The 19,518-nt window shown below is 68.9% G+C and carries 16 protein-coding genes and 2 pseudogenes; 9 read left to right on the forward strand and 9 right to left on the reverse strand.

Going from position 1 to position 19,518, the window contains the following annotated elements:
* Nucleotides 1-28: 28 nt before the first annotated feature.
* From IPP91_02990 to rpoE, 5 genes are all read right to left on the reverse strand, one after another.
* Nucleotides 29-220, reverse strand: a complete 192-nt coding sequence (locus IPP91_02990; protein MBL0141039.1) for a glutaredoxin family protein — start codon at nucleotides 218-220, stop codon at nucleotides 29-31.
* 50 nt (nucleotides 221-270) lie between these two features.
* Nucleotides 271-1,722 carry a DegQ family serine endoprotease gene (locus IPP91_02995; GenBank protein MBL0141040.1) on the reverse strand — a complete coding sequence of 484 codons (1,452 nt, stop codon included), beginning with the start codon at nucleotides 1,720-1,722 and terminating at the stop codon, nucleotides 271-273.
* Between the two features lie 44 nt (nucleotides 1,723-1,766).
* Nucleotides 1,767-2,768: a MucB/RseB C-terminal domain-containing protein gene (locus tag IPP91_03000; GenBank protein MBL0141041.1), complete on the reverse strand. Its 1,002-nt coding sequence runs from the start codon at nucleotides 2,766-2,768 to the stop codon at nucleotides 1,767-1,769.
* On the reverse strand, nucleotides 2,765-3,235 hold the full coding sequence (locus IPP91_03005; protein ID MBL0141042.1) for a sigma-E factor negative regulatory protein: 471 nt from the start codon (nucleotides 3,233-3,235) through the stop codon (nucleotides 2,765-2,767). Before IPP91_03005 ends, IPP91_03000 begins: the two co-directional genes overlap by 4 nt.
* A 103-nt stretch (nucleotides 3,236-3,338) precedes the next feature.
* Nucleotides 3,339-3,938, reverse strand: a complete 600-nt coding sequence (gene rpoE, locus IPP91_03010) for an RNA polymerase sigma factor RpoE (protein MBL0141043.1) — start codon at nucleotides 3,936-3,938, stop codon at nucleotides 3,339-3,341.
* Nucleotides 3,939-4,159: 221 nt separating this feature from the next.
* Between rpoE and nadB the strand changes: the two are divergent.
* Nucleotides 4,160-5,748 (forward strand): annotated as a pseudogene (nadB, locus tag IPP91_03015) (L-aspartate oxidase).
* Nucleotides 5,745-7,250: an NAD(P)H-hydrate dehydratase gene (locus IPP91_03020; protein MBL0141044.1), complete on the forward strand. Its 1,506-nt coding sequence runs from the start codon at nucleotides 5,745-5,747 to the stop codon at nucleotides 7,248-7,250. Before nadB ends, IPP91_03020 begins: the two are co-directional and overlap by 4 nt.
* A gap of 279 nt (nucleotides 7,251-7,529) precedes the next feature.
* On the opposite strand, the gene crcB is transcribed toward IPP91_03020, so the two are convergent.
* The 4 genes from crcB to IPP91_03040 form a co-directional block, all read right to left on the reverse strand.
* Nucleotides 7,530-7,916, reverse strand: a complete 387-nt coding sequence (gene crcB / locus IPP91_03025) for a fluoride efflux transporter CrcB (protein MBL0141045.1) — start codon at nucleotides 7,914-7,916, stop codon at nucleotides 7,530-7,532.
* Nucleotides 7,913-8,329, reverse strand: coding sequence for an acyl-CoA thioesterase (locus tag IPP91_03030; protein ID MBL0141046.1), 417 nt, complete (start codon nucleotides 8,327-8,329; stop codon nucleotides 7,913-7,915). The genes crcB and IPP91_03030 overlap by 4 nt, the downstream gene beginning before the upstream one ends.
* A 26-nt stretch (nucleotides 8,330-8,355) precedes the next feature.
* Entirely contained in the window at nucleotides 8,356-9,480 is a 1,125-nt protein-coding gene (locus tag IPP91_03035) for a CoA transferase (GenBank protein ID MBL0141047.1), read from the reverse strand.
* A gap of 73 nt (nucleotides 9,481-9,553) precedes the next feature.
* Nucleotides 9,554-11,530: a (Fe-S)-binding protein gene (locus tag IPP91_03040; GenBank protein MBL0141048.1), complete on the reverse strand. Its 1,977-nt coding sequence runs from the start codon at nucleotides 11,528-11,530 to the stop codon at nucleotides 9,554-9,556.
* 212 nt (nucleotides 11,531-11,742) lie between these two features.
* On the opposite strand from IPP91_03040, the pseudogene IPP91_03045 reads away from it, so the two are divergent.
* From IPP91_03045 to IPP91_03075, 7 genes and pseudogenes are all read left to right on the forward strand, one after another.
* Nucleotides 11,743-13,382: pseudogene (locus tag IPP91_03045) on the forward strand (electron transfer flavoprotein-ubiquinone oxidoreductase).
* A 50-nt stretch (nucleotides 13,383-13,432) separates the two neighbouring features.
* Nucleotides 13,433-13,864, forward strand: coding sequence for a CBS domain-containing protein (locus IPP91_03050; GenBank protein MBL0141049.1), 432 nt, complete (start codon nucleotides 13,433-13,435; stop codon nucleotides 13,862-13,864).
* A 37-nt stretch (nucleotides 13,865-13,901) separates the two neighbouring features.
* Entirely contained in the window at nucleotides 13,902-14,039 is a 138-nt protein-coding gene (locus tag IPP91_03055; GenBank protein MBL0141050.1) for a hypothetical protein, read from the forward strand.
* A gap of 13 nt (nucleotides 14,040-14,052) precedes the next feature.
* Entirely contained in the window at nucleotides 14,053-14,712 is a 660-nt protein-coding gene (locus tag IPP91_03060; protein MBL0141051.1) for an ABC transporter ATP-binding protein, read from the forward strand.
* Complete coding sequence (locus IPP91_03065; GenBank protein ID MBL0141052.1) at nucleotides 14,709-17,222, forward strand: FtsX-like permease family protein; 2,514 nt, start codon at nucleotides 14,709-14,711, stop codon at nucleotides 17,220-17,222. Before IPP91_03060 ends, IPP91_03065 begins: the two co-directional genes overlap by 4 nt.
* Complete coding sequence (locus tag IPP91_03070) at nucleotides 17,215-18,270, forward strand: carotenoid 1,2-hydratase (protein ID MBL0141053.1); 1,056 nt, start codon at nucleotides 17,215-17,217, stop codon at nucleotides 18,268-18,270. The genes IPP91_03065 and IPP91_03070 overlap by 8 nt, the downstream gene beginning before the upstream one ends.
* On the forward strand, nucleotides 18,267-19,481 hold the full coding sequence (locus tag IPP91_03075; protein ID MBL0141054.1) for an acyltransferase: 1,215 nt from the start codon (nucleotides 18,267-18,269) through the stop codon (nucleotides 19,479-19,481). Before IPP91_03070 ends, IPP91_03075 begins: the two co-directional genes overlap by 4 nt.
* Nucleotides 19,482-19,518: the final 37 nt, after the last annotated feature.

Genomic DNA, 19,518 nt, shown 5'->3' on the forward strand with positions numbered 1-19,518 from the left:
GAAAAGGGGTCTGTCCCCTTTTTCTATTTTACTTCATCCGGGCCAGGCGTGCTTCGAGCGCCTCGATGTCCAGGAAGTAGTGGCAGATCTCGCGCTCCCCGTCGAGGAGAACCGGGACCTTGTCGCCCCATTTCTCCTCGAGCGCGGGGACGCTGTCCACGTCGATCACCTCCACCCGGAAGTCGTAGCGACCGCGGAACTTCTCGAGTTCCGCGATCATCTGGTGGCACAAGTGGCAATACCCGCGGGAAAGGACGGTGAGTGTCGGGTTCAATCCTCGGCCCTGAGCGTGACGAACCGGGTGCCGTTCTCGTCACGGATGAGGAGCGCAACCGGCCGCTTCGAGTCGAGCTTCGCGATCGCCTCGTTGTAGCCCTTCAGGTTCTTGATATCGACGTTGTTCACGCGAAGGACCACATCGCCCGGCTGGATGCCCGCGGACAGCGCAACGCCGTCAACGGCCTCCACGGACACGCCCCCCTGGATCTTGAGCGCCTTTCTCTGCTCGGCGCTCACCTCCGCGACCGCCAGGCCGAGCTTGCCCGGCTTGGCGGCTTCCTTCTTGCCCTTCGCGGACGAGGCAGCCTCTTCGTCCTTGAACTCGCCCACGATGACGGTGAAATCGCGCATCTTGCCGGTGCGCCATACGGAAAGCGTCACCTTCTGCCCGGGACGAACCGCGCGGACGGTGCGCGACAGGTCCGCGGAACTCTCGACGGTGCGGCCGTCGATCCTGAGGATCACGTCGCCCACTTCCACGCCCGCCTTGGCGGCCGGGGAATCGTCCTCGACCGTGCCCACGGCGGCGCCGTCGGTCTTCGGCAGGCCCAGGGAATCGGCAAGGTCCTTCGTCACGTTCGCGATGGAAACGCCGATGCGGCCGCGCGTGACCTTGCCCGACTTCTTCAACTGGTCGATCACGTTCGTCGCATAGTCGATGGGAATCGCGAAGGAGATGCCGGCATAGCTGCCGGTGCGCGAGAAGATCTGCGAATTGATGCCGATCACCTCGCCCTTCAGGTTGAAGAGCGGCCCGCCCGAGTTGCCGGGGTTCACCGCGACATCGGTCTGCAGGAACGGCACCGCGTCGCTCGCGGTCGAGTCGGCGGGCAGGTCGCGGCTCTTGGCCGAGAGGATGCCGGCGGTCACCGAATTGGTGAAGCCGAAGGGCGAGCCGATGGCGACGACCCATTCGCCCACGCGCATGGAGCTCGAGTCGCCCAGCTTGAGGAGCGGGAGGTTCGCCGCCTCCACCTTGACGAGCGCCACGTCGGAGCGCTTGTCGGCGCCGATCACCTTCGCCTTCATCTCGCGCTTGTCGGTGAAGCGCACGTTGATCTCCTCGGCGTTCTCGATCACGTGCGCGTTGGTGACGATGAAGCCGTCGGCCGAGATCACGAATCCGGAGCCCAGACCGAACGGGCGCAGCGGGCCGCGGGGCGACTTGCCGTTCTTGTCACCCTTGTCCGACTTGTCGTCGCGCCCGCGCGGCGCGCCGCGCTGGTCGGGCGGCATGAAACGGCGGAAGAACTCGTACATCGGATCGTCTTCCGAGAGTCCCGGGATCTGGGTGCGCTGCGCGCGTGCCTCCGTCCGGATGTTCACGACGGCGGGACCGTGCTTCTCGACGAGATCGGCGAAGTTGGGCAATCCCGCGGGCTGCGCGTGCGCCGGGAAAGCGAAGCCGAGCGCGAGGGCGAAGCCCAGGAGGAATTTTTTCATGGTCTGCATTGAGGGTCTTCTTTCGGAAAGGGTATTTCTTCGGATCACTTGCCGCTGCCGCTTGCCGCGTCCGCCAGCTTGCCCACGCTGCGCCCCGCCTGCTGCGCAGCCGCGGGCGGGACTTCGCCCAGGACAGTGACGAGGTACTCGCCTGCGGGCCGCACGAAGACCGAGAGAGCGCCATCCTCGTTGGTGGCCTCCGCGGTGCTCGGCGGGTTCGACATGGGCTCGACGAACACGCTCATGGTCGCCAGGCCGTCGCTCAGCACGAGCTGCGTGACGGGCTGCGCGCGGTTGGGGAGCTTTCTCTGCATCTCGTTCACAAGCCGGAAGCCGGCCGGCGGCGAGGCGACGATCCAGCCGGTGGAGCCCGGCTTCGGCTCGTCGGGCGGCTGGACGTCGCGGCGCCAGTCCTTGCTCTGCGAACGGAAAATGCTTCTCACCTCGCTGCGCGATACGTCCCGGCCCAGGCGCAGGTCCGTGAAGGCGACCTGCTCGAGCACCTGCTGCTTCGCCCCGAGCGTCTTCGCCCGCAGCAGCAGGCCCGAGCCGACCTCGGCGCACAGGTGTTGCGCGTAACGCAGGGCGTCCTTCGGGTCGAGGTGGATCCACTGGCAGTTCTGCCCGAGGACCCGCTCCACGCTGCCGAGCGCCAGCTTGTAGTTCGCGGCGATCGCATCCAGCGGGCCGCTCACGAGCGATGGAAAGAACCTCGCCGTCACGCGGCGATCGATGCGGATCGTCTTCGCATCGGGGAAATAGCACTGCAGCTCGTCTCCCCGGCGCACAACCTCGCGGCGCGGCCCGTCCAGCGATTCGATTCTCTCGTGCTCGACCCCCGAGGTGAACACATGCGTGATCCGCGTGATCGCCGTGTGCTCGCCCTGCATGTGCATCACCGTACCGGCGTAGCTCGTCTGCCGGGCCGAAGCCGCGGCGCGCTGCAGCCAGGTAAGCGGATCGATGGGGTCGATGCCCGGGTCGGCGGTGACCGGCAGCCCCGCGCAGAGCGCGAGCGTCGAAAGGGCCGCGGCCAGCCGCCTCATCGGCCGGCCGAGGCCTGGTTCGAGACCGGCCGGTAGAATTCCGCGTTGGGAAGCTGGCGATGGACCACCAGGTACTCGTTCACCTTGTTGAACGGCACCACGTTTGATGCCACCAGCGGCGCGCTCGCGGTGCCGGCCGGGGCCGATTTCGCCACCGTGGGTCCTGCGGGGTTGCCGCTGTCCTGCAGCCCGATCCAGCCCACCACCGCCACCGTGACCACGGACGCTGCCGCCGCGAAGGCAATGCGCCCGACGCTGGCCGGCGCGCGCTTGCGCGGGGCAAGCACCGTCGGCTCGCTCGCAATCGCGTCCATGATCCTCTGCGTGGAACTCTCGGCACAGGACCCCTCGCCCCGCAGAACCTCGCCGACCAGGTGATAGGCGTGCCATTTCTGCTTCAAGGCTGCGTTGCCGCAGACGATTCCGATGGTGCGCTCGGCCTCGTGGGCCCCGAGCTCGCCGTCCATCAATGTAGATAGTTCCTGCGTCATGATCCGACCTCGCGAGAATCGGGAGTGTGGCCTGTCGCGACCCCTGCCCCCGTATAGGTTGCCGCCCTGCTGCCTGTCGTTACCATCTTTGGTCCTTCGTCGTCCCGAGCTGCGGACGGAGCCTCTCGGCAACCGCCTCGCGGGCACGGAATATGCGCGACCGGACGGTGCCGATCGGGCAATCCATGACCTTCGCAATCTCCTCGTAGGACAGGCCGTCGATCTCGCGCAGCGTGATCGCGGTCCGCAGTTCCTCGGGAAGCGCGTCGATCGCGTCGTTCACCGTCTTCCCGATCTGCTTGGACATCAGCAGGTTCTCGGGGGTATTGATGTCGCGAAGGCCCGCCGCATCCTCGAAGCCCTCGGCCTCCTCGTTGTCGTAGCCGGTGGTCGTGGGCGCGCGCCGGCCCTGCGCGATGAGGTAGTTCTTGGCCGTGTTGATGCCGATCCGGTAGAGCCAGGTGTAGAAGGCGCTGTCGCCCCGGAAGTTGGGCAGCGCCCGGTAGGCCTTCACGAAGGCTTCCTGGGCGACGTCCTCGATCTCGTTGGGATCGCGAATGATGCGCGAAAGCAGCCGCTCGAGCTTGCGCTGGTACTTGATCACCAGCAGCTCGAAAGCCCGCTTCTCGCCTCTCTGGGCGCGCTCGACCAGTTGCTGGTCGATTTCCCTGTCGCTCATGCGTGCCTGGATGGGGTGACTTGTCCTGCCGGCCACACCCCCCGCTACCGTCCCTGCCGATGCAGGGGCGACGAAGGGCTTGCCGGCTTCCTGCGGTATTATAAACGTCAGGTTTTTCATCACCTTGTTGTGCGCGATTCAGCCACCATGGCCAACAGACTCCGCCCCGGGCAAATAGTTCCGGCGCGGCCCCGTCCCCGCCCCTCCTCCAGGACTACTCCTTGAGCCACTACGACGTCCTAGTCATCGGCAGCGGGCTGGCCGGCCTGTCGGCCGCCCTTCGCCTCGCCCCCACCCGGAAGGTGGCCCTCGTCACCAAGCACGAACTCCTGGAAGGCGCCTCCGCCTACGCGCAGGGCGGGATCGCCGCCGTGCTCGACGGCACCGACTCCCTGGAAAACCACGCCCGCGACACGCACGTGGCCGGCGCCGGGCTCTGCCACGACGACACCGTGCGCTTCGTCGTCGAGGGCGGGCGCAAGGCCATCGAATGGCTGGTCGCCCAGGGCGTGCCCTTCACGCGCGAGGCGGGCGGGGCCGAGGAGCTGCACCTGCACCGAGAGGGCGGCCACAGCCACCGGCGCATCGTGCACGCGGCGGACGCGACGGGCAACGCCGTGCAGCGCACGCTCATCGGGCAGGTGAAGGCGCACCCCAACATCGAGATCCTGGAGTGGCACCTGGCGATCGACCTCATCACCAGCCGCAAACTCGGGCTCGCCGACGACCGTTGCCACGGCGCCTACGTCCTCGACCTCAAGGCGGGCCAGGTAAAGACGATCGGGGCGCGCTCCACGGTCCTTGCCGCGGGCGGCGCGGGCAAGGTTTACCTCTACACGACCAACCCCGACACCGCGACAGGCGACGGCATCGCCATGGGCTGGCGGGCGGGCTGCCCGGTGGCGAACATGGAGTTCATCCAGTTCCACCCCACCTGCCTTTACCACCCGCATGCCAAGAGCTTCCTCATCTCGGAGGCGGTGCGCGGCGAAGGCGGGCTGCTCAAGCTTCCCAACGGCGAGCGCTTCATGCCCCGCCACGACGAGCGCGGCGAGCTGGCGCCCCGCGCGACGTCGTGGCCCGGGCGATCGACTTCGAGATGAAGAAGCGCGGCCTGGACTGCGTCTATCTCGACATCTCGCACAAGGGCGAGGCGTTCGTGCGGGAGCACTTCCCCAACATCCACGCCAAATGCCTCGAGTTCGGCATCGACATCGGCAAGGATCCGATCCCGGTCGTGCCGGCGGCCCATTATTCCTGCGGCGGCCTGCAGGTGGACCTGGCCGGCCGCACGCGGGTCGCCGGCCTCTACGCGCTGGGCGAGGTGGCCTGCACCGGGCTGCACGGCGCCAACCGCCTCGCCTCGAATTCCCTCCTGGAGTGCCTCGTCTTCTCGGAGGCCGCCGCCGCCGATATTCTTGCCGGCACACCGGCCGCCATCCCGGCCCTGCCCCCGTGGGACGAGAGCCGGGTGACGGACGCGGACGAGGAAGTGGTGATCGCGCACAACTGGGACGAGCTGCGCCGCAGCATGTGGAGCTACGTCGGGATCGTGCGCACCAACAAGCGGCTCGAGCGGGCGCTGCACCGCATCAATCTCCTGCAGGGCGAGATCGAGGAGTTCTATTCGAACTTCCGCGTCTCCAACGACCTGATCGAACTGCGCAACCTCGTGGTGACCGCGGAACTGATCGTGCGCTCCGCCCTCGAGCGCCGGGAGAGCCGAGGGCTTCACTTCAGCAGCGACTGGCCGCAGGCGTTGCCCGAGGCGCGCGACACCGTCCTGGATCCCCGGATCCTCACCCTGTGAAACCCCTCCCCGTCCTCACCACCGCGCAGGTGCGCACGCTGGAGGAGCGGGCGGCGAAAGGGCTCGCGGGCCCGACGCTCATGCAGCGCGCCGGACGCGCCACGGCCGAGGCGGCGCGCGCGCTGGCCGCCGACACGGGGGCGACTGTCCTCGTCGTCGCGGGCCCGGGGAATAACGGCGGGGACGCGTGGGTGGCCGCCGCGCACCTGCGCGAGTCGTTTCACCGCGTGACGGTGCTCGACTTCGCGGGCACGCAGCCCAAGGCGGCCGAGGCCCGCGAGGCGCGCAGCCGTTTCCTTGCGGCCGGCGGGCTGTCCGTTCGCCACTGGGCCGCCGACCTGCGTCCCGCCCTCGTGATCGACGGCCTGCTCGGGATCGGGCTCGCCCGCGACCTGGAGACGGAAATGGCGGCGCTGGTGGGGCGCATCAACGGCTGCGGCGCGCCGGTTCTCGCGATCGACATCCCGAGCGGCATCGCGAGCGACACGGGCACCGTGCGCGGCGCCGCCGTCCGGGCCGCGCGGACGATCACCTTTCTCGCGCGCAAGATCGGCCTTTGCACGGGCGATGCGCTCGACCATTGCGGCGAGATCATGGTGGAAGATCTCGGCGCGGACCCGGCGCTGCTCGCCGGGTCACCCGGCACGCTGCTCACGCCCGAAAGCGTCCGCGGCTGGCTCCCGCCGCGCCGGCGCAACTCGCACAAGGGCTCCTACGGGACACTGGGCATCGTGGGGGGCGGCAAGGGCATGACCGGTGCCGCGATCCTCGCCGCACGCGCCGGCCTACTCGCGGGAGCAGGCAAGGTCTACGTGGGGCTCCTCGCCCCCGAACCGCCCGCATTCGACCCGCTGCATCCCGAGCTGATGCTGCGCCCGGTCGACGACACCCTCGCGGCCGACGTGCTCGTCGTCGGCCCCGGCGCGGGACACTCGCCCAGCGCCACGTCGCAATCGACATTCGAGCGCGTCACCCTGCCCGCGCTGCTGTCGCTGCCCAAGCCGCTGGTGATCGATGCCGACGCGCTCAATGCGATCGCGCTCCACGACGCCATGCGCGACGCCATCGCCTCCAACCGCCGCGCGCCCACGATCCTCACCCCGCACCCGGCCGAGGCGGCGCGGCTCCTGCGCACCACGACGGACGGGATCCAGTTCGACCGCCTGTCCGCCGCGCTGGCGCTCGCGGCGATGTTCAGGGCCGAGATCGTGCTCAAGGGCGCCGGCAGCGTCTGCGCGAGCCCCGACGGCACCTGGGCAGTCAATGCCAGCGGCAATGCGGGACTGGCCAGCGGCGGCACGGGCGACGTGCTCTCCGGTCTGATCGGTGCGCTGCTTTGCCAGGGGCTGCCGGCCCGCGAGGCGCTGCGTTACGCGGTCTGCCTGCACGGCGCCGCTGCGGATTGCCTGGTAGCGCGCGGCATCGGTCCGGCGGGGATCACTGCCAGCGAAGTCGCGGCCGAAGCGCGCTCCGTGCTGAATCGCTGGGTGAACGCGCGCTGAAGCGGGCGGTGCCGGTCCAGGAAGTCGGGCCGATCCCGATACTGAACGAAGCCCCGATATGGCAGAAAACAAAAGTGGGATGGGTTGTTTTTTGGTTTTAGGCCGGATGGAATTGCACCGGACTGCGACTCCGGGGACGCTTCGAGGGAGGTTCGGACGGCGACGCCCGACGCAATTTAACCCGGCCTAAAACCAAAAAAAACCCATCCCACTTTTTTTTCTGCCCCTTCCGCGTCCTTTGAGACATCGAAACGGCTCGACTTCCTGGCCCGGCACCTCCTACACCAGTGCGCGATACGTCGCGATCCCCAGCGCCGTCATTGCCAGCGAGCCCAGCAGGTGGCCGCCGGTGTGCAACGCCGCCCAGCCGTAATCGCCGCGCAGCAGCAGGCCCACGGATTCCGCCGAGAACGTCGAGAAGGTCGTGAGCCCGCCCAGGAAGCCGGTCACGATGAACAGCCGCCATTCCCCGGGCACTTCGGGGCGATTGCTGATCCAGGCGACGGCGATGCCCACCAGGTAGCCTCCGACGAGGTTCGCCGTGAGCGTGCCCAGCGGCAGCGCGGGAAATCGCGGATTGAGCCACGTGCCGAAGCCCCAGCGCAGCCACGCGCCCATGACGGCGCCGATGCCCACGGCGATGAAGCCGCCGGCGATCGGGTTCACGCACCCCCCGCGAGGATGGCGCGCAGCGAAACGGGCACGGACACCGCCTTCCCTGCTGCGTAATCGAACCACACGATCACGAACTCGCCCTCGGTGAACCTCTCGGACGCGTCGCGCCCGTTCACGATGTCGGAGGTCACGGTGAAGCTCGTGTTTCCGATGCGCGAGGCGAAGAGGCGCAACTCGACCTCGCTCGGATACACGATGGGTTTGAGGTAGGAAACCGAGGCCTTGGCGAGGATGGGCCCGGTGCCCACCCCCGTCGTCGGGTAGCCCAGCCCCTCGAGCCACTCGATGCGCGACTGTTCGAAGTAGCGCAGGTACTCGGCGTTGTTCACGTGCCCGAGGGAGTCCATGTCGCCCCAGCGGACGTGGAGCTTCAGGGAATGCAGGAGGAGCGGCGTGGCGGGCATGGTCGGCGTTGGGGAGGAAAGGCGGTTCAGGGGGTGCGCAGTCCGATTATCGCCTCGTTGTCCTGACCGACGCGAGGCGCGGGAACGCAAGCCTTCGACGTGCGCAGCGATGGCGCGATGGGCACGGGCAGGGCCGCCAGCACGTGACCGGGAACCGCGACCTGCCGCTCGAACACACCCCGCGCCTGGAAGTGCAGGTCGCGCACCGCCTCCTCGAGCGTGCGCACCACGGTGCAACACGTGTCGGTGGCGCCGAGCGCCGTCTCCCAGTGCGCCGCGTCCTTCGCGGCCACGCATTCGGCCACCGCGGCCAGGGTGGCTTGCGGATCGCGCTTGTCATCGCGCAGCGCCTCGGGCACGCCCGCGATGTCGCAGAACGCGAGCCAGAACTTGTCCTCGAGCGCGGCGACCGCCAGGTGGCGACCGTCGGCCGTGCGGTAGATGCGGTAGCGCGCAGCGCCCCCGGTGAGCGGCTCCGCGCCCGCGCGCGGCCAGGCGCCCGCGCCATGGCCCATCGCCAGTCCCAGGAACATGAAGGTGAAGAGATTCTCCGACATCGCGATGTCGATGAAGCACCCCTCCCCCGTGCGGTCGCGGCGGCGCAACGCGAGCAGGATGTTGACCACCGCCGGATAGGTGCCCCCCCCGATGTCGCCCACGAGCCCCGGCGGAACGCCGGGTGCCCCATCGCTGCCTGCGGTGAGGCCAAGGAGCCCGGTGCACGCCTGGTAGTTCATGTCGTGCCCCGCTTCAACGGCCCGCGGACCGTCCTGGCCGTAACCGGTGATGGCGCAATAGATGATCTTCGGGTTGGCCGCGCGCCACGCCTCGTAGCCCAGGCCCAGGCGGTTCATCACCCCGGGGCGGAACTGCTCGAGGACCACGTCCACCGTCGGCGCCAGCGCGAGGAGCGAGTCCGCCGAGCCGGGCGCGCGCAGGTCCAGCGCAATGGCGCGCTTGCCGCGATTGAGGATGGCGAAGCTTGCGCTCGCGCCGTCTAGGTGCGGCGGGTATGAGCGCATGTCCTCGCCGCTGCCGGGACGCTCGACCTTGATCACTTCCGCTCCGGCCTCGGCCAGGATCAGGCTGGCCAGTGGTCCGGGAAGCAGCGTGCTGAAGTCGAGGACGCGGATGTCCTGCAGGGGAAGCAAGTCGTTCTGCTCCGCAAGGGTTTCGTCGCAGCAAAATACCACGCCGGCGACGGATGCCGGCGGCGCACGCGGGTCAGGCCGGTGCCTCGAGGGCTTCGGCCACCAGTTCCGCGACATCGCGCGTCGGAACGTCCTCGGCGCGCCCGAGCTGCGCCACGCCGTCGCGCAGCATGATCGCGCAGTACGGGCAGGCGGTGGCGATGACGCGGGGCTTCACCTCGAGCGCCTGCTCGGCGCGCAGCACGTTGATGCGCTTGCCCGTGTGCTCCTCCATCCACATGCGCCCGCCCCCGGCGCCGCAGCACATCGCCTTGTCGCGGGTCAGCGCGAACTCGGGCGGCGTGTCGCGGGAGACGGCGGCCAGCACGCGCCGTGGCGCCTCGTACTCGCCGTTGTGGCGCGAGAGGTAGCAGGGCTCGTGATACACCACGCCCTCGAACATCCGGCGCGGGGCGATTCTCTTCTGCGCCATGAGGCGATCGATGAGCTGCGTGTGGTGCACCACCTCGTAGTTCCCGCCAAACTCCGGGTACTCGTTGGCGAGCGAATTGAAGGCATGCGGATCGCAGGTGACGATGCGCTTCACGCCCAGGCCGTTCATCGTCTCCACCAGCGCCTTCGCGAGGGACTGGAAGAGCATCTCGTTGCCGGCGCGGCGGACGCACTCGCCCGTGGAGCCCTCGCGGGCGCCGAGGATGGCGAAGCGCACGCCCGCGGCCTCGAGGATCTTCACGAAAGCCGTGGCCGTCTTCTGCGCGCGGGCATCGAAGGACTGCGCCGAGCCCACGTAGAAGAGCCAGTCGATCTCCTTCGCCTGCTCCGCGCTTTCGAGCACCGGCACGCCCAGGCCCTTCGCCCAGTCGCCACGCGTGTCCGCCGGCAGCCCCCACGGGTTCGACTGGCTTTCGTAGGCGTCGAATACCGCCTTCAACTCCTGCGGGAATGCACCTTCCATCATCACCTGGTGCTGGCGCAGGCGGTAGAAGCGCCCCAGGTGCTCGAGGCCGATGGGGCACGAGCGCTCGCAGTAGCCGCAGGTGGTGCAGGCCCAGAGCGTCTCCTCCTTGATCACCTCGCCCACGATCGCGGGAAGCTCGCCCACCCTGCGCTCGAGGATGGCCTCGCGCTTCTCGAGCAGGTGGTGCTTGAGGGAATCGTTCACCCACTTCATGGCGAGCGGCTTGCCGGTGAGGAACGTGGGGCACGAATCCTTGCAGCGGCCGCACTCGGTGCAGGTGAAGGGGTCGAAGGCCTCCGTCCAGAGGAGGTCCGCGGCCGTCTTCGCGCCCACCTTCATGTCCTCGCCCGCGTCGTCGGCCATGATGGCCTCGAGGTCGACGGACGGCACGCGGTTGAGCGGAGTATCGCGCGCCACGAACAGCGCGGGCAGCGCCGTCACGATGTGGAAATGCTCTCCCAGGGGCAGGATGACCAGGAAGGAGAACACCGTGAGCATCTGCACCCAGTACGACACTTGCAGGCCGATCGCGAGCGAGGCGGGCGAGGCGCCCGCGAAGAGCGTGGCCACGGCCGCCCCCACCGGGGCGTAGGCGCGCTCGTGGTCGATGCCCGGGCTGCCCGCGAAGATCACGAAGCGCAGGCCGTCGAAGAGGAAATCCGACACGACGATCACGACGATGAGCGACAGGATGAGGATCGCCTCGCGATTGGGCTCCAGTCGCCGGGGCTTGAGCACAAAGCGCCGCCAGAACGCGTAGGCCACGGCGGCCAGCACCGCAACCTCGACGAAGTCCTTGAACGCGGCGTAGGCCGCGCCCGCCACGCCGGGGATGATGGCAAGCGCGTCGTAGCCGATCACGATGAGGTGCAGCTTGCGCACGAGCAGCGCGCAGAAGCCCAGGAAGATCGCCGCGTGCATGATCCCCGGCTTCCACTCGCCGGCCACCATGCGCGATTGCAGGAATCCCATCGTGGCCACGCGCCCGAGACGCCCGGCGGGATGGTCCCAGCGCACTTCCGGCTGCAGCGCGCGGAAGATGGCGACCTTGCGCCAGGCCAGGACGGCGAAGCCGCCAAACCCCGCTATCATTAACACCGTAATCGCCCAGGGTCCCATCGTTCTCCCAGTCTATCTTTCCCGCTGCGCGGCCATCCCACCCCGATTCGGGGGGTGCCCGAGGCACTGTCCCTTGAATACGCTTCGGCCTGCCTCCCGGGCATTCCCGGTATTAGAAAGACGTCCCGTTATCCCAACATGAGCCATATCAATAGTTCCCGATGCGACCGGGTACGGAGCCCCGAATGATCCGCGAATCCATGGAATACGACGTCGTCGTGGTCGGCGGCGGACCTGCGGGGCTCGCTACCGCCATCCGCATCAAGCAGCTGGCCGCCGAGCGGGGAACGCAGGTCACCGTGTGCCTCCTCGAGAAGGGGGCCGAGATCGGGTCCCACATCCTCTCGGGTGCGGTCATCGATCCCAAGGCGCTGGCGGAACTCTTCCCCGACTGGAAGGAGAAGGGCGCCCCCCTCAACCAGCCGGTGACCGAGGACCGGTTCCTGTTCCTGTCGGAAACCGGCGCCACGAAGGTGCCCGACTGGCTCCTGCCCTCGTGCTTCACGAACCGGGGCTACTACGCCGCGAGCCTGGGCAGCCTGTGCCGCTGGCTGGGCAGCGAAGCCGAGGCTCTCGGCGTGGAGATCTACCCGGGCTTTGCCGCGGCCGAGGTGCTCTTCGACGATGAAGGCCGCGTCTTCGGTGTTGCCACGGGCGATGCGGGAATCGGCAAGAACGGCGAAAAGACCGCGCGCTACGCCCCGGGCATGGAACTGCACGCGAAATACACAGTATTCGCCGAGGGCTGCCGCGGTCACCTGGGCAAGTCGCTGCAGGAGCGCTTCAGGCTGCGCGAAGGCCGCGACCCGGCTGTGTACGGCATCGGCGTGAAGGAACTCTGGGAGATCGATCCGGCGAAGCACCAGCCTGGCCTCGTGATCCACGGCGCCGGCTGGCCCCTGGAAAACGACACCTATGGCGGCTCGTGGATGTACCACCTCGAGGGCAACCAGGTGTCGGTGGGGCTCGTCGTCGGGCTGGGCTACACGAACCCCTACCTCTCGCCCTTCGAGGAATTCCAGCGCTTCAAGACGCATCCGGCCATCCGCGGCTTTCTCGAGGGCGGCAGGCGCGTGTCGTATGGAGCTCGCGCCCTCAATGCCGGCGGGCTGCAGGCATTGCCGAAGCTGGTCTTCCCCGGGGGCGTGCTGGTGGGCGACAACGCGGGGTTCCTGAACGCTGCGCGCGTCAAGGGAACCCACGCCGCGATCAAGTCCGGAACGCTCGCTGCGCAGGCGGCGTTCGAGGCCCTTGCCGCCGGTCGCTCCCGCGACGAGCTGCAGGCGTTCCCGGAGGCCTTCGAGAAGAGCTGGCTGCACGAAGAGCTGCACCGCGCGCGCAACTTCAAGCCCCTCATGTCGCGGGGTCTCGTCGCGGGATCTCTGCTCGTGGGCATCGACCAGGTGGTCTTCGGGGGAAGGCACCCTGGACCCTGCACCACCCTGGCCCGGACCACGAGGCGCTGCGCCCCAAGGACGAGTGCGCCCCCATCGCGTACCCGAAACCCGACGGCGTGCTCACCTTCGACCGCCTTTCCTCCGTTTTCGTCTCGAACGTCGCGCACGAGGAGGACCAGCCTGCGCACCTGACCCTCAGGGACCCTTCGGTCCCCATCTCCATCAACCTCGCCCGTTACGATGCCCCGGAAACGCGCTATTGCCCGGCAGGCGTTTACGAGATCGTCACGGACGGGCAGAATCCCCGATTGCAGATCAACGCCCAGAACTGCGTGCACTGCAAGACCTGCGACATCAAGGACCCGACGCAGAACATCCACTGGGTCGTGCCCGAGGGCGGGGGCGGTCCCAACTATCCCAACATGTAGCCGCGGCAGGCACCACTCGCTTCCGAACAGACCCACGAGGAGGAAACGCGATGAGAAACGTCACGGACCTGCTGAAAACCAAGCCTTCGCGCATGGTGTCGGTCAAGCCCGAGGACTCCGTCCTCGAAGCGATCATGGTGATGGCGCGCGAGAATATCGGCGCCGCCATCGTGATGTCGGGCGATCGCCTCGTCGGCATCCTCTCGGAGCGCGACTACGCGCGCAAGGTCATCCTCAAGGGCCGCTCCTCGGAGACGACCCGCGTCGAGGAGATCATGACGGCCAACGTGGTCTGCGTGAGCCCTCGCGCCAAGAGCCGCGACTGCATGGCCCTCATGTCGGAAAAGAACATCCGCCACCTTCCGGTGCTGGACGAAGGCCGCGTGGTCGGCATGGTGTCCGTCCGCGACATCGTTTCCGACATCATCGCCGACCAGGATTTCACCATCTCGCAGCTCGAGAGCTACATCAGCGGGCAGTAGGCCCGCGCGACACCCTCCAGGAAGGGAAGCACCCCGCATGTCCGGACACGGCGTACACGTGCATGGCCCCAACGGCCACGAGGTCGAGCACCAGTCGCAATGGGGGGGCCTTGGCCAGCAGATGGCGATCTTCACGGCGATCCTCGCGGCCATCGGCATCATCGCCTGGTTTTAGCGCGTCCCCGTCCATGCTTGAAGTCCGGGGCCTAGCCAAATCCTGGCCGGGGGGCGCCCCGCTCTTCGAAGCGATCGACCTCGCCGTCGCTCCGGGCGAGCTCGTCGCGATCCTGGGCGAATCCGGGGCGGGCAAGTCAACGCTCCTCAACATCGTCGCGGGCCTCGACCGCGCCGACGCGGGCACCGTCGTGGTTTCAGACACCGTGGTGACTTCGCTCGACGACGACGCCCTCGCCCGCTGGCGCCGGCGCCATGTCGGCTTCGTCTTCCAGTCCTTTCACCTACTGCCCTACCTCACCGTCGAGGAAAACGTGGGGCTCCCGCTGCTCCTGAACGGCGTGGCCGCACCGGAACGCAAATCGCGCGCGCTCGCTGCTCTCGATGCGGTGGGGATGGCCGACCGGGCACAGCGCCGGCCCGCCTCGCTTTCGGGCGGCGAAATGCAGCGCGTGGCCGTCGCGCGCGCCGTCGTGCACCGGCCTTCCCTCGTGCTGGCCGACGAGCCCACGGGCAATCTCGACGAGGCCAATGCCGCCGGGGCGCTCGCCACGTTGCAGGCTGCGGTGAAGCGCGAAGGTGCCGCGGGCTTGCTCGTCACGCACTCCGAGGTGGCGGCTTCCTGCGCCGACCGGGTCCTGCGCCTCACCGGCCGCCACCTCGGGCCCGCATGAACGCCGCGCTCGCCATTACGCTGCTTCGCGGCTCCCTCGCGGGCAACCGCTGGCGCTCGCTCCTGGCCGTCGCCTGCATCGCGCTCGGCGTGGCGCTGGCCGGTGCGGTCCACACGCTGCACGCCTCGGCCCTGGACGAAATCGACCGCGCGGCGCGGCTCCTCTCCGGGACGGCGGATTTGCAGGTGCGCGGCCCGCGCAACGGTTTCGACGACGCCGTGTACGCGGCAATCGCGACGCATCCCGCCGTCGCCGTAGCCTCCCCTGTGGTCGAGCTCGACGTGCGCGCGGCCGGTGCCGAGGAAACCATACGCGTGCTCGGCATCGATCCCTTCCGTGCCGCGCGCCTGCAGCCCGGGTTCCTGGCGCAGGGCGCGACCCTGCGGCCCGAGGGCGTGCCCACCGTGCTCGATGCAAACGCGGCCTTCCTCACGCCCGCGGCCCTCGGCAAGCTCGGTGAAATCAAGAACGACGAGGTCGTCCTGCGCGGCCCCGACGGCGGCGTGAAGCTGAGGATGGCGGGCACGCTGCCAGCCCTGCAGGGGGCAGGCGCCATCGCGGTCGTCGACATCGCGACCGCGCAGCTCGCCTTCGGCCGCCTGGGGTTCATCCATCGCATCGACCTGCGGCTTCGTCCCGATGCGCCCCGGGAGCAAGCCCTGCGCGAACTCGCCGCACTGTTGCCGCCGGGAGTCATGCTCTCGCGCCCGGATGAAGCCGCCACGCGAACCGCGGGGCTGACCCGCGCCTATCGCGTGAACCTCACGGCGCTCGCCCTGATGGCGCTCTTCACCGGCGGCTTCCTCGTTTTTTCCACGCTCGCGCTCCAGGCGGCACGCAGGCGGCAGGAGTTCGCGCTGCTTCGCGCGATGGGCGTCACCGCGGGAGGAGTGGCGGCGTTCCTCGCTCTCGAGGGGGCCGTCCTCGGCGCCGCGGGCGCGGCCGCCGGCACCGCCCTCGGGCTGGCCGCGAGCCGCGCGATGCTGCAGCGGTTCGGATACGACCTGGGCGCCGGCTTCTTCTCCGGGTCGGGCGGGACTTTTGCGCCGGACGCGCAGGCGCTCGCCGTCATCGCATTGCTCGGGGTCGCCACGGCGGTGGCCGCGGCCCTGGCCGTTTCGCGTCCCCTCGCCCGCCTCGATACCGCCCAGGCGCTCAAGGACCGCCACCATGACCTGCCCTCGCCTCCCGGGGGCTGGTCCTGGCCGGCCGCCTTCGCGATCGCCGCCGCCCTCGCCGCAATCCTGCCGCCGGCAGGCGAGATCCCGGTGGGCGGCTACCTCGCCATCGGGTTGGCCCTCGCCGCGGGCGTGATGGCCGTGGGACCCGCCGCGCGCATCCTCCTCGACTGGTTCCCCGCCAGCGACGCGCCGCTGCGAACGCTCGCCCGTGCCCAGGTGCGCAGCCTCCCCGGCCACTTGTCGGCAATGGTGTCGGGCATCGTGGTGAGCGTGGCGCTCACCGGGGCCATGGCCATCATGGTCTTCTCGTTTCGCGTGTCCCTCGACGGCTGGGTTTCCGGAGTGCTCATCGCGGATCTCTTCGCGCGCGCGGCGCCGCAGGGCGAGGCGGTGGTGTTCGGACCCGACGCGCAGGCGAAGATCGCCGCCGTCCCCGGCGTGGCAAGGATCGACCCGATCCGCTTCGACCGGCTGGTGCTCGACGGATATTCCTCTCCCCTTACGGTGATGGCGAGGCCCGTCGACGCGGCGCTGCTGAAGGGCTTCCAGGTGGACCCACCCACCGTCCCGGCGCGCGACGGACTCACCCCGGTGTGGATCTCGGAGGCATCGGTGGACCTGTTCGGCTGGCGAGTGAGTCAGGAGATCGAGGTGCCCATGGCGGGACGCCGGGCATCCTTCCGCATTGCCGGCGTCTACCGCGACTACACGCGCACCTGGGGCGCCCTGATGCTAGACCTGCGCGATTACCGCGCCCTGACGGGAGACCTGCTCGCCAACGACGTCGCCATCCACCTCGTGCCAGGCACGGACGCCCGCGTGGTCGAGGAGCGCCTCGCCACGGTGATCGCGCAGGTGCCGGGTGCCGAAATCCACGACGCGACCTTCATCCACGCGCGATCGCTCGCGATCTTCGACCGCACCTTCGCCGCCACCTACGCGCTGGAGGCGGTGGCCATCCTCATCGCGCTGGCGGGCATCACCTCGAGCTTCGCCGCGCTCGCGTGGTCGCGCCGCCGCGAGTTCGGCGTGCTGCGCCACCTCGGACTCGCGCGCGGCGAGGTGCTGCGGCTGCTCGCGCTGGAGGGAGGCGCGGCGGGATTCGTCGGCGCTACCCTGGGGCTCGTCGCCGGCGCCGCCGTGAGCGTGGTCCTCGTGCGCGTCGTGAACCGGCAGTCGTTCCACTGGGGCATGGAAATACACTGGCCTTGGCTGGCGCTCGCCACGCTGGCCGGCACGGTGATCGCCCTATGCGCGCTGGGCGCGGCGGCGGCAGGCCGGGCGGCCGTGGCGCGCGAAGCGGTGCATGCGGTGAAGGACGATGCGTAGGCTCGCGGTCTTCCTCACCCTCTTCGCTTTCGCCGCAGCGGCAAATACGGCGGACTATGCGCGCGTCCTTCCGGGGCTCAAGCTCGCGTTCCCCGCCGACTACGGCGCGCATCCCGCGCATCGCATCGAGTGGTGGTACGCGACCGGTCACCTCGACACGCCGCGCGGGCCGCTGGGATTCCAGGTGACGTTCTTTCGCCTGCGCAACCGGCAGGCAGACGCGAACCCCTCCCGCTTCGCGCCCAGGCAGCTGCTCTTCGCGCATGCGGCGCTGGCCGACCCTGCCTACGGGAAGCTGCGCCACGACCAGCGCATCGCGCGGGCTTTCCCGGCGCTGGCCGAGGCCCGCGAGGGCGACACGGATGTCTTCATCGACGACTGGTCGATCAAGCGCGTGGACGGGCGCTACCTCGCGCGCATTCCCGGCGAGGGTTTCGCGCTGGACCTCGTGATGACACCGACGCAGCCCGTGCTTGCGCAGGGCGAGGCGGGCTACAGCCGCAAGGGCCCGCAACCTTCGCAGGCGAGCGCGTATTACAGCGAGCCCCACCTCGCGGTGTCGGGCACGGTGACCATCGCCGGTGAGCGCACCGAGGCGAAGGGCTCCGCGTGGCTCGACCACGAGTGGTCCAGCGAGATCCTCGCCGGAGATGCGGTCGGCTGGGACTGGGTGGGACTCAACCTCGAAGGCGGCGGCGCGCTCATGGCGTTCCGCCTTCGCGACGCGGCGGGCGGGACGGCCTGGGCCGCGGCCACGATGCGCGATGACGGCAGGGTGCGAACCTTCGCCCGCAACGAGGTGAAGTTCACGCCGCGGCGCTCGTGGCGATCGCCGCGCACCGGCGTCACCTGGCCCGTGGAAATGACGATCGACGTCGCGGGAGCCACCTGGACCGTCACACCGATGATGGACGACCAGGAAATGGATGCCCGCGGCTCCACCGGCACGCTCTACTGGGAAGGCGCCGTCGATGCCGCTTCGACAGACGGCGCGAAGGGGCGCGGCTACCTCGAGCTTACGGGCTATTCGGAAAGGATCCGCTTTTGAGCGCCGTCGTCGCCACGCCCGTCGCGGCCTGGACCGCCCCCGCGGAATCCGTGCGCTCGGAAGTGGGCCAGATCCCGGCGGTGGAGGGCCTGCGCGGCGTGGCCGTGCTGTGGGTCATGGTCTTCCACTATGTCGTCCTGCGAGACGGCATGCCCGGCGACGCGTTTGTGGCTGCGATGAAGTCCTGGCCGCCGCTGGAGGCCTTCGCCTTCAACGGCTACCTGGGCGTGGACCTCTTCTTCGTGATCACCGGCTTCCTTCTCACGCTGCCCTGGTTCCGCCATGCGCGGGCGGGGCTGCCGGCACCCGCCTGGCGAACGTTCTATTTCCGGCGGGCGCGCAGGATCGTCCCCGCCTACTACGTGCAGTTGGTCATCCTGTTCTTCGTGGTCCTGCCCCTCGTGTACCCGCGGATCTGGATGGAGTCCACGCCGTTCGTGATGGGCAACCTCGGGGCGCATTTCACGTTCCTGCACTACACCTCACCCCTCACGTCTTCCTCGATGACCGTGAACGGGGCGTTGTGGACGCTCGCGATCGAGGTGCAGTACTACCTGCTGCTGCCCATGATCGCCCCGCTCTTCGTGCGCTGGCCGTGGAGGAGCTTGCTTGCCGCCGCGGTCATTGCAGCCGGATGGCGGTGGCTCGCATGGAACGACCTCGATTTTCTCGCCGCCGCGTACCTGAAACTCGGGGCGAAGGCGGGCGTGACGGAGAAGGCGGTGCGCCACCTCATCGAGACGCAGCTTCCGGCCTGGTCGCTGCACTTCGCGCTGGGAATCCTGGCCGGGCGAGCGTGGATGATGCGGCGGCGAACCGTTTCCTCGGGCATTGCCGCGTGGATACCGATCGCGATCGCGGCAGGCGCCGTGTCCGGTCTCGGCGTCATTCTTCGGTACGGCACCTCGACCCTCGGTTCGCTGGGGTGGATCATTTTCCCCCTGCTCATCGCGACCGCGTTCGCCTCGGTGGTGTCGTGGCCTTCGCCGGGGCTTTCGCGAATCGTGGCGGCGCCGCCGCTGGCGGCGCTGGGGAGGATCAGCTACTCCGCGTACCTCTACCACCTGCCGGCGCTGCTTCTGTTCAACGCCAATTTGCCGGGGGCAAGGGGTTGGCTCGCGTTTCCATTGTGGTTTGCTGTGGTCATCCTGGTATCCACGGCTTCGTACCGGCTTGTGGAAGCGCCGTACCTCTTGCGGTGGCGGGGATAGCGCATCCGGTTTTCGCTTCTGATGACGCCGGATATCA

This window comes from Betaproteobacteria bacterium (assembly GCA_016720855.1).
GTDB lineage: Bacteria > Pseudomonadota > Gammaproteobacteria > Burkholderiales > Usitatibacteraceae > FEB-7.